This window comes from Acidobacteriota bacterium, assembly GCA_022340665.1.
In the GTDB taxonomy this organism is placed as follows: Bacteria; Acidobacteriota; Thermoanaerobaculia; order Thermoanaerobaculales; family Sulfomarinibacteraceae; genus Sulfomarinibacter.
This window is the reverse complement of the sequence record JAJDNM010000095.1, coordinates 1-13,920: the sequence shown is the minus strand read 5'-3', so window position 1 is coordinate 13,920 and position 13,920 is coordinate 1. Positions and strand designations below refer to the sequence as shown.

General features: G+C 61.8%; 12 protein-coding genes. 5 read left to right on the top strand and 7 right to left on the bottom strand.

From position 1 onward, the window contains the following. The 3 genes from LJE93_11355 to LJE93_11345 all read left to right on the top strand — a co-directional run. On the top strand, positions 1-828 hold an 828-nt coding region (locus LJE93_11355; GenBank protein ID MCG6949500.1), incomplete at its 5' end, for a sulfite exporter TauE/SafE family protein. Between the two features lie 76 nt (positions 829-904). Next, positions 905-1,315, top strand: coding sequence for a response regulator (locus LJE93_11350; GenBank protein MCG6949499.1), 411 nt, complete (start codon positions 905-907; stop codon positions 1,313-1,315). Between the two features lie 123 nt (positions 1,316-1,438). Further along, entirely contained in the window at positions 1,439-1,609 is a 171-nt protein-coding gene (locus tag LJE93_11345; GenBank protein MCG6949498.1) for a hypothetical protein, read from the top strand. A gap of 105 nt (positions 1,610-1,714) precedes the next feature. Here LJE93_11345 and mgtE read toward each other — a convergent pair whose 3' ends face one another. Further along, a complete protein-coding gene (gene mgtE / locus LJE93_11340) occupies positions 1,715-3,112 on the bottom strand; it encodes a magnesium transporter (GenBank protein ID MCG6949497.1) in 1,398 nt (465 codons plus the stop codon). 410 nt (positions 3,113-3,522) lie between these two features. Between mgtE and LJE93_11335 the strand changes: the two genes are divergently transcribed. Then, positions 3,523-7,104: an AAA family ATPase gene (locus LJE93_11335; GenBank protein MCG6949496.1), complete on the top strand. Its 3,582-nt coding sequence runs from the start codon at positions 3,523-3,525 to the stop codon at positions 7,102-7,104. Between the two features lie 155 nt (positions 7,105-7,259). Here the strand turns inward: LJE93_11335 and LJE93_11330 are convergent, their stop codons facing one another. The 5 genes from LJE93_11330 to LJE93_11310 form a co-directional block, all read right to left on the bottom strand. Next, on the bottom strand, positions 7,260-8,243 hold the full coding sequence (locus LJE93_11330; GenBank protein ID MCG6949495.1) for a hypothetical protein: 984 nt from the start codon (positions 8,241-8,243) through the stop codon (positions 7,260-7,262). Positions 8,244-8,396: 153 nt separating this feature from the next. Then, positions 8,397-9,971 carry an amidase gene (locus LJE93_11325; protein ID MCG6949494.1) on the bottom strand — a complete coding sequence of 525 codons (1,575 nt, stop codon included), beginning with the start codon at positions 9,969-9,971 and terminating at the stop codon, positions 8,397-8,399. Between the two features lie 96 nt (positions 9,972-10,067). Further along, positions 10,068-10,493, bottom strand: a complete 426-nt coding sequence (locus LJE93_11320; protein MCG6949493.1) for a TerB family tellurite resistance protein — start codon at positions 10,491-10,493, stop codon at positions 10,068-10,070. A 397-nt stretch (positions 10,494-10,890) separates the two neighbouring features. Further along, complete coding sequence (locus LJE93_11315; GenBank protein ID MCG6949492.1) at positions 10,891-11,460, bottom strand: cyclic nucleotide-binding domain-containing protein; 570 nt, start codon at positions 11,458-11,460, stop codon at positions 10,891-10,893. Beyond that, on the bottom strand, positions 11,457-12,203 hold the full coding sequence (locus LJE93_11310) for a NapC/NirT family cytochrome c (protein ID MCG6949491.1): 747 nt from the start codon (positions 12,201-12,203) through the stop codon (positions 11,457-11,459). Before LJE93_11310 ends, LJE93_11315 begins: the two co-directional genes overlap by 4 nt. Positions 12,204-12,470: 267 nt before the next feature. Here LJE93_11310 and LJE93_11305 point away from each other — a divergent pair, with 267 nt between their 5' ends. Then, positions 12,471-12,662: a hypothetical protein gene (locus tag LJE93_11305; GenBank protein ID MCG6949490.1), complete on the top strand. Its 192-nt coding sequence runs from the start codon at positions 12,471-12,473 to the stop codon at positions 12,660-12,662. Positions 12,663-12,786: 124 nt separating this feature from the next. Here LJE93_11305 and LJE93_11300 read toward each other — a convergent pair. Then, the coding region (locus LJE93_11300; protein ID MCG6949489.1) for a hypothetical protein at positions 12,787-13,920 on the bottom strand (1,134 nt) is incomplete at its 5' end.

Below are 13,920 nucleotides of genomic sequence, written 5' to 3'. Positions count from 1 at the left end.
GGTATCCAGTTGGCGGTGTGGATCAATGTCCACCTGTTCAAGGGTTCCGGAGACAGTCACGGCGCCGGCGGCAGCGCCGCCGCCAACCTCTACATCAGCCTGGTCTTTGTCTTCATCCTCTCGTTTGTCGCGATCTCGATGCTGAGGGACTCGATCAAGTCGAGCGCGAACGGTGACGATGCTTCCGGCCCGTCTCGCAGGATCTCGGACTTTTTGTCGCGCCTCAACCTGCCGCCTGTCATCTACTTCCGGGTGGCCGATGTCAAGGTGAGTGTGTGGGTTCTCATGTTGGTCGGTGTTGCCACCGGGTACCTTGCCGGGACCATCGGGGTAGGCGGCTTCATCGGTGTTCCCGCCATGATCTACATCTTCGGGGTGCCAACGGCTGTGGCTGCGGGAACCGAGCTCTACCTGGCAATGTTCATGGGGGCGTACGGTGCGCTGAGCTATGCGTATCAGGGGCTGCTGGATATCCGCCTGACGATGCTGTTGTATCTGGGTTCCCTGGTTGGCATCCACCTCGGTGTCTACGGGGTCAAGGTAGTCAATGAACGCTATATCCGCATCACCACGAGCCTTATCATCCTATTGTGCGTCGTGAGTAGAGGAATCGCGATTCCCGTGTATCTGCGGCAGCTCGAGATGATGAGCTTCGATCCCGCGTGGGATCTCTACCTCAACTTGGCGAGCAAAGCATTTCTGTTCGTCAGCGGCTGCGGTGGCGCAATTGTCATCCTGTACCATGTCCTCAGGGCGTTCAAACGGAGGCGGAAGATCCAGAAGACCTTGCTTGTGGTACGCGAACCAGCTGCGGGGCAGGTACTGTGAGTCAGCGGTCGGACGAGTGCAGACAAGACGCCAAGCGAGAAGTAACCGGAGGCCGGTAGCCCGAGAGGAGGCAAGAATGAACAAACGTTACGAGATCCTGATCGTGGACGACGAGGCCGTCGTCGGGGAGCGTCTCACTGCGTCCCTCAGCAAGGACGGGCACTCGGTGGAAGCGTACACCGACCCGGCCGAGGTCTTGAAAACGATCGGATCGAAAACCTTCGATATGGTTATCTGCGATATCAGGATGGGGGAGATTGACGGTCTCCAGGTCATGGAGCGCATGCTCGCCGACTCGCCGCGAACCAAGTTCATCATGATCACGGGCTACGCGACACTGGAGCTGGCACGAGAGTCGCTGACCAAAGGGGCATTCGATTTCATCGCCAAGCCATTCAAGCTCGGCGAGATCAGAGCCACCATTGACAAGGCTATCGAGGCTCTCAATAGTGAGAATGAATCCGCGCCCGAAGAAAGCGGCGCTTGAAGTTGCTATGGTGATTTTGGCACAATCCAAACCGTGCGGCGCCAATGATAGTCGCTGCGGTAAATCGAGTGGCGGGGAAGTGCCTCTCTCGAAGGTTCGCGCCGCGCAAGAGGAGCCCGTTTGATGCCGGTTTTTCGAAGCCCCATGGAAAAGATCCTCGATCAGCAGGAGGACGAGACCGTCATCACCAACCCGAAGGATCGGTTCCGCACCTTCTTGCGCAAGATGAAATATCGGTTTGCTGTGTGGAAAGACCGGCTGCGACGGCTCCTCACTCGCGATCGGGACGAGTAGCGCCGGTGACAGGCGCGGGGGTGTGCCACCCCGTGCACTTTCACTTCGAACTCGATATCACCCGCCGCCGTCCAGAGGCCAAGCGGATCCTTCAAGATGTGGAATTCAACTCAGGACGAGCAACATTCCGGTAGCGACTGCAAAATAGACTGCGAGCGCCAAGGAGTCGTTGATCGTGGATACCAGCGGTCCGGAAGCAACCGCCGGATCCACCCCCACCATGTCGAGGATCATCGGCATCGCTGCACCCAGCAAGCTGGCCACCGACATGCCGATCGCCATCGCAGGTCCGAGAGCGATGCCAATCAACGGATTGCGGCCAAGAAGAATGGCCAGCCCGGACGCAGTAGCACCACACACAATTCCCATCAACAGGGCAACCGCGATTTCACGCAGGATGTGGCCGGCAAACCGAGACCGGGGAAGAGTGTCGAGAGCCAGGCGGCGAACAGTTGTGGTCGATGATTGGAGCGAGGTGTTCCCCGCCATTGCCATGATCGCGGCGGTAAACACCGACATCTGATCGTAAAGTCCCACCTCTCGAGAAGCGTAGATCAACACGAGCGACGACAGTTGAGTCCCCGCCAGACACACCAACAACCACGGCAGACGGTAGCGGGCGATGTGGAGAATGGACTCCGACTCCTCCTCTTCGGCTGAAGATCCAGCCATTTTGTAGATATCTTCCGTCGCCTCTTCCTCGATGACCTCGAGGACGTCGTCGACGGTCACGACTCCCAACAATTGGTCTCTACGGTCGACCACCGGGACGGCCATGAAATCGAATTTATTGACCAGGTCGGCGACATCTTCCTGGTCGGTTTCGACATTCACCGAAATCACATCTGTCGCCATGATGTCGCCGATTCTCTTCGAGGGCGGAGAGGTGACGAGTTTTCGCAGTCGCACATATCCAACAAGGTGGTGATCTGTGTCAACGACCCAGATGGCAGGGATGGGCGTGTCTTCATCAACTGTCCGCAGCATTTGAATGGCGTCGTCAACGGTTGCGGCCGGCCCCACGGCGACTGCTTCCGGGTGCATGATGCCGCCGGCGGTATCCTCCGGATAGGTGAGGAGTTGGCGCAACACCTGTCGATCGGAGGAGGGGATGTGGTGAAGCACTTCCTCCGTGTCCCCGACCTCGAGCTCGCCGATCAGGTCTGCGGCGTCGTCCGGAGGCATGGCCTCTGCGATGCGCGCCAGTCGCTTCGGCTCGATCTCGTCGACCAGCTGTGCGCGGATCGGAGAGGTTGTGTCCGTGAGAACCGTACCCGCCGCTTCGGCGTCGAGGACGGCGACGATACTTTGCCGGTCTTCGGCGGATAGAAAATCGAGCCACTCTGCGATGTCCTCCGGGCGGACGAGGCGCAGAAAGATCTTCAGCGCCTGCTCCTCGCCGTCGCTGAGGAGGGTATGCAGCTCTTGGACGAGCTCGGATTCAGTCGCTTTTTTCACCATCGTCGCTCGCAGTTGGCCATCATAACCCAGCGGCCCTGCCATGCTCCGCTTTTCTCAGCAGACACCGTATGCGGTCGTCGCGTGGGATTCACCACCGCTGCTCATTGTAGGAACGGAATACATCCCGCCCATGTCGGCTGAATCGGCCAATATCGGTTAAGGGCGGCATGTATGCCGCCCCTACAGATCCTTCGCCTCCACGCCCCCGGGGGGGTTAGGCGGGAAATCCGAAATACGGACGCCCTCCGGGCGTCGTGACTCACCGCCATCAGCGCGTGGCCGCACGCCTCCCACCCGCCCTCGAGGCGACCCCCTCAGCTACGGCCACAGAGCGCTGCTGACGGTGAGTTCCGAAATTCCGTGGGCCTGAAATTCGAAATTCGCAATGCGAAATGCGAAATATGGACAGGAACGGCCGGGAATACCTCCCACGCTACAATCCTTGCATCAGTGTGAACAACAGCGATTCCCACACCATCGGTCTGGATTCCACGACCGACACCATCGACCTCATGCCGACGGCGAAGGTGGGGGATGTGCTTTCCGACCGTTACCGCCTCGACGAGGAGATCGGCCGCGGCGGCATGGGCATCGTCTTCCGCGGCTGGGACGCGGACCTCGAGCGAGCGGTGGCTATCAAGATTCTCGGCGCCCACCGGCAGGTGGGTGACGCGCGCGAGCGTCTCTTCCGCGAGGCCCGCGCCGCTGCCGCTCTCAGCCACCCACACGTGGTTGCAGTGCACGACGTGGGCGAGCATCATCACATGCCCTTTCTGGTCATGGAGCTGGTCGAGGGACCAAGCCTCAAGGAACGCAGGCCCGTGAGCCTCGACGAGATCATCGAAATCGCCACCCAGCTCTGCGGCGCCCTGGGCCACGCGCACGAGCACGGCCTCATCCACCGTGATCTCAAGCCCGCCAACGTCCTCCACGCTCGCAGCAACGGTCAACCCTTCGTCAAAATCGTCGACTTGGGTCTTGCCGTCCGCGAGCGCGGCATCCGCATCACCCGCGAGGGCGGCATCACCGGCACCGTCAACTACATGGCGCCGGAGCAGGCACTCGGCCAACCGGTCGACGGCCGGACTGACCTCTACGCCCTCGGCGTCATGCTCTACGAGATCTTTACCGGCCGTCTGCCATTCGACGGGGACAACGCTCTCGCTATCATCTCTCAACACCTGCATGCACCGGTCGTTCCGCCCCGCACTTACCGAGCCGACATTCCCGAGCACCTCGACAACGCCATTCTCCGCCTCCTCGCCAAGGACCCGGACGACCGTTTCGCCACCGCCGGCGAGGTCGCTGCCGTTCTTACCCGGAGTCCGGAGGCCGCCGCTGTCACCACACTTGCCGGCGCCTCGACCGCCCTCGGCGGCCTGGTTCGCGGCCGCATGGTCGGCCGCGACCGCGAGGTCGACTCGCTCCGCCGCTCCTGGTCCGAGGCAACGCTCGGCCGCGGCGGCATGGTGTTGGTCTCCGGCGAGCCCGGGTCCGGCAAGACTCGCCTCGCGCGCGAACTGGTCGACTACGCCCGCATCACCGGCGGCACAGTGCTGTCAGGCGGCTGCTACGAACTCGAAGCAGCGACCCCCTACCTGCCCTTCGTCGAGGCCCTGCGCACCTGGGTCCATCAGAGCTCGGACGACGACCTGCGATCGGCGGTCGGCGACTCCGGTGCCGAGCTCGCCCGCCTCGCCCCGGAGCTTGCAAGCCGCATCGGCCCGTTCCCCGAGGGACCCGACCTTTCCGCCGCCGAGCAGCGCCTCCGTCTGTTCGACGGCGTTGCCCGGTGCCTTCTTCACCTTGCCGAGCCGGAAGGCCTCCTCCTCTTCATCGATGACCTGCAATGGGCGGACCAGGCCTCCCTCAGCCTGCTCCACTATCTTGTCCGCCTCGCCGGCCGCGAGCGCCTGGTCGTCCTCGGCTGCTACCGCGACACCGACCTCGATCGCTCCCACCCCTTGGCCGAAGCGCTCGATTTGTGGAACCGAGAGCGGGCAGCGGTGCGGGTCCACCTCGGACGGCTCGAACCCCAGGATACGTCGGCGATGGTGACCGGCCTGCTCGGCAATGAGTGCATGTCCGAGCAAGTCTGTACCGACATACACCGCGAAACCGAGGGCAACCCCTTCTTCATCGAGGAGGTGGTCAAGACCCTGGTCGACGAGGGCCAGATCGTCTGCGAGGCCGGCGAGTGGCGACGCCGAGAGAAGGACGCCACCCTGGTCCTGCCTCAGGGCGTGAAAGCCGCCATCGGCCGTCGCCTCGATCACGTTTCCGAGCCCACCACGGAGATCCTTCGAACCGCCGCCATTCTCGGCAAAACATTCGAGTTCTCGGAGCTTGCGGCAGTCGCCGACCGGTCGGAGGACGAGCTGCTCGACGCGCTCGACGAGGCTGTCGCAGCCCAGCTGCTGGAGACCCGCTCCGGCGAGTCAGTCATTTTCACCCACGACAAGATCCGCGAGGTCCTCTACCACGAGCTCAACCCCATCCGCCGCCGCCGCCTCCATACCCGCGTTGCCGAGGGCCTCCAGGCGCTGCGCGAGAGGGGAGGGCGGGTCGCGATCGAGGACCTTGCCCACCACTTCATGGAGGGCGGCTGCCTCGAAAGGGGATTCACCTACGCCATGCAGGCGGCCGCCGATGCCGCTGCCCTCTACGCCTACACCGACTCTATCCGCCTGTACGAACGGGCTCGCGACTGTGCCGAGGCGCTCGGACGTACCGGGGAGCTTTCGAGGATCGACACCGCCCTCGGCGACGTCTACTCCCTGAAGGGTGAGCCCCTCAACGCGGTCGAGCATTACGAGCGTGTCCTGGCGGTGGTCGACGAGCCTTCGGAGCAGGTGCGCCTCGAGTGCCTGATCGGCGAGGCATACGTGATCGTCGGCGACGCCCGCGCGCTCGAATTCGTCGAGAAGGCAAAGACGAATCTCGACCCGGAGATCCAGCCCACCGTCTTCGCCCGCGCGACCATGATCGAGGCCCGCTTCCACCACTATCACGGCCAGTCCGCGAGGGCCGCCGAGCTCCTGCTCCAGGCCAGGGAACCGGCCGAGCGTTCCGGCGACATCATGCTTCGGGCCTGGATCTACGGCTACCTCGCCGGCGCATACCAGCACCTGATTGATTTCGAAGAGAGCAACCGCTGGACGCAGATGAATGTCGACCTCGGCGAGGCGGAGGACAACCCGAACATCGGCTCGATGGGCTTCGAATTCCTACAGGAGAACGCCTTCATGTGCGGCAGGTGGCGCGAGTGCCTCGAATACGCTGCCCACCACCGCGAGCTTGGCGAGAAGGCGCAATCCTCCGACCGCCTGGCCTGGAACTACCTGCCTGTCTCCTACGCCAACTACGGCCTCGGTAACCTTGCCGTCGCCGAGGCGGCCTGTGACGACGGACTGCAGGCAGCCGAACGACTTGGCGACGAGCGCCTGGCCGCCTTCCTCGCCGGCTGGAGGGCACTGATTGCCGCCGAGCAGGGCCGCATCGACGAGGCCATCCCGCTGGCCGATGCGGCCATCGAGAGGGGAGATGCGCTCGGCCTCAAGACCGGCCAGCTCGAGAGCCGCCGCTCCCGTGCCTGCATCGCGTTGCTCGAGGACGACCATCAGACGGTCCTCGACCTCACGGCCCAGATCGACGGGCTCCTCGAAGGTACCGACGAGTCCATCCAGCCGGTATGGATGACGCCCACCCGTTGCCAATCCCTCATCAACACCGGTCAACTCGACGAGGCCGAACAACGCCTCGAGACCACCCTCGAGTCGGCGCGCACAGCCGACATGCCCCATTGGGAAGCCATGGCCCTCAAGGCGCGCGCCCAGCTCCACGCCGCGCGGGGTGACGACAAAAATACGCGTGCAGACCTCGACGCCGCGATCGAGATCTTCGAGAAGCTCGAGAGCCGGTTGGAGCTGGCAAGAACGTTGCTCCTTCGCGGAGGAGATCAGGACCTCGATCACGCACGCGAACTCTTCGAAGCCTGCGGCGCCCCCACCAACCCGGTAAAAACCCCCCACTGAGAATCGTATGGGCGGAGTTTACCTGTCCCGGCGAAGCGACAGGCGAAACTGTGCGTCTGTACCACGTATCACTGTGTGCATTTGCGCGCCTCCTGAATGTGACGATGCGAAACGTGCCGAGCTTCCCCTTCATTGGGTGCTGCCTTGAATGAGGGTCAGCCCCGAAGAGCCGGGTCCGCCAGTAGCTCGCGGTAGAAGCGGTACAAAGAGAAAGAGGTGTTTGCTCGAGGCCGGTCGTCGAGGCATGGAAGATAGTGGCCGCTGTCGAGCAAAGCGGGCACCGTGTCGGTGACGGCGCGACGGACGGCTGCTTCGTCACGACTCAGCGCCGTGGCGTCGATTCCGCCGATGAGCGCCACGTCCGGTCCGTACACCTGCCGCAGCTTCGAATACTGCATTTTTGAGCTCATGATGTTGCTGATCCAAAGACCGTTGACACCGGCTTCGATGAGCATCGGAAGAAGAGAGCTCAGATCTCCGCCCGTGGTGCACAGGATACGAAGTGGGACATCATGTTTGCGCAGGAGGTCGATGATCTTCCGATAGCCGGGCAGTGCGAACCTCTCGAACATTTCGGGCGAAATCACCGGCCCCGCGTTCGAGGCGATCGGCTCGTAGAAGGACGCATAATCGACGTCAACCCTTGACAACACCCGGTCCAGGCAGTTGCAGTAGAAGTCCGTGGTACGCTCCATCAATTCCTGCACCGCATCCGGCCGTCGAATAAGCGCCTCGCTTGCCGCAACCAGGGTGTCCCAATCACCGACACCAAGCATCTGCAGCAGTCCTCCACCCGAAGCAACCACGTAGAGCACGTGTCCGGCACGGTTGAGTCTCTTGCACCTCCTCACGAAACTCTTGGCGTAGCGACGGGGATCGTCCGGGTCATAGTGTCGAATAAACGACTGCGGATCCGACAATAAATCCGGCGCCTTGTGGTAGAACGGCGCGCTCCTCAGCTCCAAACCAACCGAGTGGTGCGGCTCGAGATCGAAGAACTCCGCCACCGAGGTTTTCTTGGGAAGACCCTGCCGCCGCCAGACGCGAACGGTCTCGTCGGAAGGCTCGAGGTCGAAGAACGGGAAACGGTCCGCTGCCCCACCGAGAAGGGTGGCCAGGAATCGTTCTTTCTCGGTCATCGGGGTTGTGCCGCGCCGATCATGGGAAGCCCGATTTTCGCACGTTCCCCGCAACCGGAAAAGCAGTGGGATTCAGATGAACGCGTTGTTCCAGTGTGATACTGCAGTCAGCGGCATCCCTCTGTATCGCTGAGTCCGGGACCTTCTCACGGCTTACTGCGCGTCCGCCATTGACTTTCGAAAATCGGGGTTCCGCCGTGCCTGGAGCTTCTGCTCCAGGGCATAGGCCAACCCGATGAGCTGCTTCTCGCTGTAGGGTGTGCCTATCAGGGAGACGCCGATCGGCAGTCCGTGGATCTCGCCCATCGGGATGGTGACTGCCGGATACCCGGAGACCGCCGCAGCGCTGGAGCTGCTCAAGGAGAAGCTGTCGCCGTTGACCCAGTCCGTGACCCAGCTGGGGCCGTTGGTGGGTGCGATCACGGCGTCCAGGTGGTGGCTATCGAAGAGTGAGTCGATGAGCTTGGCGACCTGGACGTGACTCGCCTCCAGCGCCTCCCTGTACTCCGGATCGCTGAGCGGGCCTTTGGCTTCCGCCTTTTCGAAATCCTCTTGGCCGAACCACGGCATCACCGCGTCCGCGTTGGCGCGGTTGAACTCGATCAGCTCGGTCAGTGTGTCGACCGACCGGTCGACATTGCTGCCGGCCAGATACCGGTTGAGATCGTCCTTGAACTCGTACAGCAGCACCTCGTACTCCGAATCATTCGCTTCGTCCGGTATCTCGAGCTCCACCGGGTCGACGACTGTGGCCCCGAGTTGAGTGAGGTTCGCCACGACCTGGTCGAAGATCGCAGCAACTTTGGGGTTGCCTTTCGCACCCCAGTATCCACGCCAGACTCCGATCCGCCGGCCTTCGAGAGCGTTGCGGTCGAGATCAGCTGCATAGTCCGTTGGACCGGGATGCCCATCCGACGCTGCATCGTCCGGGTCCTTTTCGGAAATGGCGGTCAACAGAATGGCGGCGTCTCGAACCGATCGGGCCATTGGGCCGGCCGTGTCCTGGGTGTGTGCGATGGGGATGATGCCGTCGCGGCTGACCAGACCGACCGTTGGTTTGATGCCCACGATGCCGTTGACACCGGAGGGGCACACCACCGAACCGTCGGTCTCGGTACCGATGGCAACGGTGACGAGGCCGGCCGCGACCGCCACTCCCGAGCCGCTCGACGAGCCGCACGGGTTGCGATCGAGACTGTAGGGGTTCCTGGTCTGACCGCCGATGCTGCTCCATCCACTGCTCGAGTTCGATCCCCGGAAGTTGGCCCACTCGCTGAGATTCGTCTTGCCGAGGATCACGGCTCCCGCGTCTCGGAGGGCCTGGACGTGGAAGGCGTCGTCCGGAGCGTGATGGCCGCGGAGGGCGAGCGATCCGGCCGTCGTCTCCATCCGATCACCGGTATCGATGTTCGCCTTGAGCAGTACCGGTATGCCGTGCATGGGTCCGCGCGGGCCCGACTTCGCTCGCTCCTGATCGAGCTTTGCGGCGATGACAAAGGCCTCCGGGTTGAGCTCGATCACTGCACCAAGCTTTGGCCCGGCCCTGTCGATCTCGGCGATGCGCTGCACGTAATAGGCCACGAGCTCGACCGAGGTCAGAGCCCCCTGGTCCATCAACTCCTGGAGCTCGCCGATGTCCATATATGCAAGCCCGTCCGGTGTTCCCGCGACGCCCGGTGAGCACAGCAGAACCAACAATCCGCAGACGACGATGACGCGCTTTAACATCGATTTCCTCCTCGTGATGGGCGAAAGCTCGGTGTTGCCACTGTTGATGCCACGCAGCTCAATGTTGCACCAATCCTGGCTCCAAACACCGCCCGACTACAACTTTCGCTGGAGCACCGACCGTTTGTCCGAGTAGGCGCTCCGCGCCTGGATGTATTCGTCATGGGTGAACCCGAGCTCCTTGGAGATCTGGCGGATCTGCTCTTCTTCGTCGCCAGTGATCGTGTCGTCGGCCGCGGATACCGCGAACAGGCAGTCGAGCATCTCTGTTCGCTGCTCGTCGGTAGCGATCTCGTGAAACTCCCGGGTTACCAGATAATCCTCGGTGCCGCCGAAGAGATCGTTCTGGTTAATGGCGATCGCGACAACCAGATCTGCCTGCTCCTCGGGGATGTGACCCAGCTTCCGGACGATCTCCACCATCTTGTTCGTTTCGTCTTCGCTGATTTCCATGTCGGATGCGGCTCCCCGGCTGAGGACATAGGCAAACGCGGCGATAAACCGCGCCTGGTTTTCTTCCATTTGACCCAACTCGCCTACGATTCTCCGCACAGTTTCTGTTTCGCCGCTATTCGATGTGCCGTTCGCATCAGATTCTGCGGCGGATTTCCCAAGCCCGAGTAAATCGAGGATTCCCATAGTGCTCTGAATTCTAGCGCAAGATCGTTCACACGGGTGCCGCATACACACTCGGTAAAGAATGGAACTGGGACCGGGGGCTGTGTGGAGCACGAACGCGCGTGGGAGTAGATTTTGTGAAAATCTAAAGCGAACCTTGGAGGCAAGCGTCAAAGCCCACGATGAGGAAGACGCTGGCTGCGATACCGAATTCCGGATGAACCTCGCTATGCAGTCGGCCAGCGATTTGCGCACGAAAGCCGAGAACCTGCTCAGCCTCGAGTGACCGGCACCCTGCGGACTACTCGCCGTGCCTGGAGTTGTCCGCGATCACCCTTTTCTGCACCGTGTGGAGGATCTCCTCCTCGGTTGTCGGCAGCAACCGCATCATGTTCAGAAAGTTCTCCTTGCCGAGAACCGCGAGCTCGACCGGAGAGACGGTGCGAACTGTCGCGGTTCGGGGTTGGTCTGTGACCAGGGCGATCTCACCGAAGTACTCGCCTGCCGTGAGCGTTGAGACCACAGAGCCGGCTTCCTCGTCGACCACCGTGACCTCTCCCTTGCGTATGAAGTAGGCGCAATTAGCCGGATCGCCCTGGCGGAAGATGATCGTATCTTCTGGATAGCTCTCGACCGTGAAGAGCTTGTGGGATTGTCGAAACTCAAAGATCACGGTCCACAGGAAAATGGCGATGGCGGAGATAACGAGAAGAGGTACCACCGCGGAGAATAGAAAGAGACTCCCTCCGGTCGTTCGGTACACGAACTGCAGGCCGAGCAGGAGTGCCGCCAGGGTGAGGACCAACGACACGATTGTCAGCCGTCGGATCCATTCCGCGTTTCTGGCGCTGATGACGGTAGTACCACTCATAACCCCGCCATCTCGTTTGGTCTCCTGACCTCGTGCGCCGATCCATGGCACTCCATACAGGATGTCAGATTCGCGAAGAGATTCTCTTCGGATTCTTCGTACGTGTGGGCTTCGACCGACAGCCAGAGACTCGATTCTGCGTGGCATTTCAGGCAATCGGCGTTGGGGTACGGTTTCCACATCGAAAGCGGGAGCTCGTAGGTTCCGGTGTAATACTTGATCACCTCGCCAATCCCGTGGATCTTCGCCTCAGCGGTGCCGAAGAGCCCGTAGGCCGTATGGCACTCGTAGCACTGGTTTGTTGGTATGTATCGGTTGACGTAGTGAATCGCGGCGAGACCCGTGCCTTCGGGATCGGTCAGGTCATCGGCGTACTCCTGCATGACATGGTGACACGAGGCGCAGAATTCAACGCGCTCCGCCCTGGTGAACACTAACAACATACCGATAGTGACCGAGAATGATGGGAGCAGGACCACCCCGATCAGCATCAGCGCCTTTCCGGATATTCCTACTAGCCGACCTCGAATCGCTTTGACGAGAGAGCACGCGACGAAGATGACCGCCAGAATCAACGTCCACGTCAGGATGCGAGCCGCCCAATATTCGACCGGATCGTTCTGAAAGTCGAGTTCCGATGTCCCGGCGGAAAGGAGATCTGAAGGTGCCAGGAAAAGAAGCGCCACCAAGACACTTCGCCATATTCCGCGTGGTGTCATGTCGAGGTTCGCAAATGTCCTCATAACGATCCTCGTCTCGATTTCCGCCCGTCCGTTGAGAGACACCATACCATCTCCGAAACGGATTGTTCCGGGCGCGGCGTTTACAGTTGTTGGATCACAACGGGCCATACATAGCCTTTTTCCGTTGGTGCCGATATCCCAGATTCGCGGGCAGAAAAAAAGATGAAACTTGGACACGTCACACGTCTGGTGGCGATGGCCCGAAATCGTCCCCCTATCCACCGTCGCCCCGAAGCCGTGAGAACATGGAATATGCCATCCGCATCAATGCTGTTTGTTGGAATTCTTGCCGGCACCATTGGACTGTCGTACTTCATCTATGGAAAACGGCAGGAAAGGATCGGTTTCGTCGCGGCAGGGGTGGGCCTCTGTGTCTATCCCTATCTGGTGGATGGGCTCGCTCTGCAAATCTTCATCGGTCTCGGACTGGCAGCGATTCCTTTCTTCACCGATTTGTAGCAGCCTCGATGGGCCGCATCCTTCGACAACCAGGCGTGTGATTGCCTGCCGCGAACATTATGGGTGGCGCATTCACAACTCCAGAAGTGCGCCGTACCTCATCGCTAAACTGCGGTGTACGGGCCTACGGGCGATTTTTCCGTTCCCCGAACAGGCTGACGAGCACGTCGCTCAGGTGGTTTCGCCAGGTGGTTGGGTTGTGGCCTTCCGGGACCTCGATGAAGTCGACCGCGTGGCCGGCCTCGGTGAGGGCCTGGGCCGCGATCTGCGCCGTACCGAGGTTGGCCTGGTCGTAGAGGCCGGCGAGAATGGCGATGTGGAGTCGACGGCCTCGCAGCTGGGTGAACTCCTCAAGGTCGGCGGGGGTGAGTCGTCGCCCCGGGATCAACAGGCCGACGCCACCGTAGACCTGAGCGGAGGCAAGGGCCGCATCGAGGGCGTCCTGGGCGCCGTAGGACTTGCCGAGAATAGACCAGTCGTCGGCGTTTGCCGAGACGCTGTAGCGCGACGCCAACCATGCTGGCACCTCCTCGGTAAGAAAGGTCCGCAAAGGCGGACCCTCGTGGTTGTCGGTGTCGCCGGGGAGGTACGAGTCGAGGAAAAGTCCGACGATCGGCTCGATGTCCCGTTGGGCGATCAGCCAGTCGAGCACGCGGGGCGCCTGCCCCTCGCGCACAGCGCTCCCACCGGAGTGGAATACCACAACCGGGTAGTTTCTTTCGGCACGGTAGGCGGGAGGAAGGTAGACATACAGTCGGCGCGGTGCACCGAGGGCGCGACTCTCGATGGTGGCTTCGATGGTCCTTCCGCCGGGCGAGGTGGGAGCGTCGGCGAGCTCTTTTGGCGCTTGGTAGTCAGGCGTCACGAACTCGGAAATTGCGTGGCCGCCGGGTGACCACGCGCGGCGCGGGTTGTTGGGGTCGACCCGGTAGTCGGTCTTGCCGTTGACGACCAGGTACTCGATCCGCGCACCGGGCGCGACCTCTGTCTCGAGCCGGAACCAATCGTTCGAGCCCACCGGCACCATCGTGCCGATGCTGAGGTCGAAGTTGCTGTCGTCCGGGCTCTCGCCCCAGCCCGTGACATCCGAAACGATTCGCGGTGTCTGGCCGTCGGGGGCGTGCACCAGGAAGGTCACCACTGCGTCCGTCCCCGGGGCCGTTTGCTCAACAAACGGGGTGGTCGCGCGTCCGTCTTCGACATCGGCTATGGCCGTGGCGAGCGCCCGGTCGGCCCCGCCTGGCGGGTCTGGGCCACG

Coding starts and splice junctions, on each gene's coding strand:
- LJE93_11305 (MCG6949490.1), top strand. CDS start 12,471: ATGCTGTTTGTTGGAATTCTTGCCGGCACCATTGGACTGTCGTACTTC.
- LJE93_11310 (MCG6949491.1), bottom strand. CDS start 12,203: ATGAGGACATTTGCGAACCTCGACATGACACCACGCGGAATATGGCGA.
- LJE93_11315 (MCG6949492.1), bottom strand. CDS start 11,460: ATGAGTGGTACTACCGTCATCAGCGCCAGAAACGCGGAATGGATCCGA.
- mgtE (MCG6949497.1), bottom strand. CDS start 3,112: ATGGCAGGGCCGCTGGGTTATGATGGCCAACTGCGAGCGACGATGGTG.
- LJE93_11345 (MCG6949498.1), top strand. CDS start 1,439: ATGCCGGTTTTTCGAAGCCCCATGGAAAAGATCCTCGATCAGCAGGAG.
- LJE93_11350 (MCG6949499.1), top strand. CDS start 905: ATGAACAAACGTTACGAGATCCTGATCGTGGACGACGAGGCCGTCGTC.
- LJE93_11330 (MCG6949495.1), bottom strand. CDS start 8,243: ATGACCGAGAAAGAACGATTCCTGGCCACCCTTCTCGGTGGGGCAGCG.
- LJE93_11320 (MCG6949493.1), bottom strand. CDS start 10,493: ATGGAAGAAAACCAGGCGCGGTTTATCGCCGCGTTTGCCTATGTCCTC.
- LJE93_11325 (MCG6949494.1), bottom strand. CDS start 9,971: ATGTTAAAGCGCGTCATCGTCGTCTGCGGATTGTTGGTTCTGCTGTGC.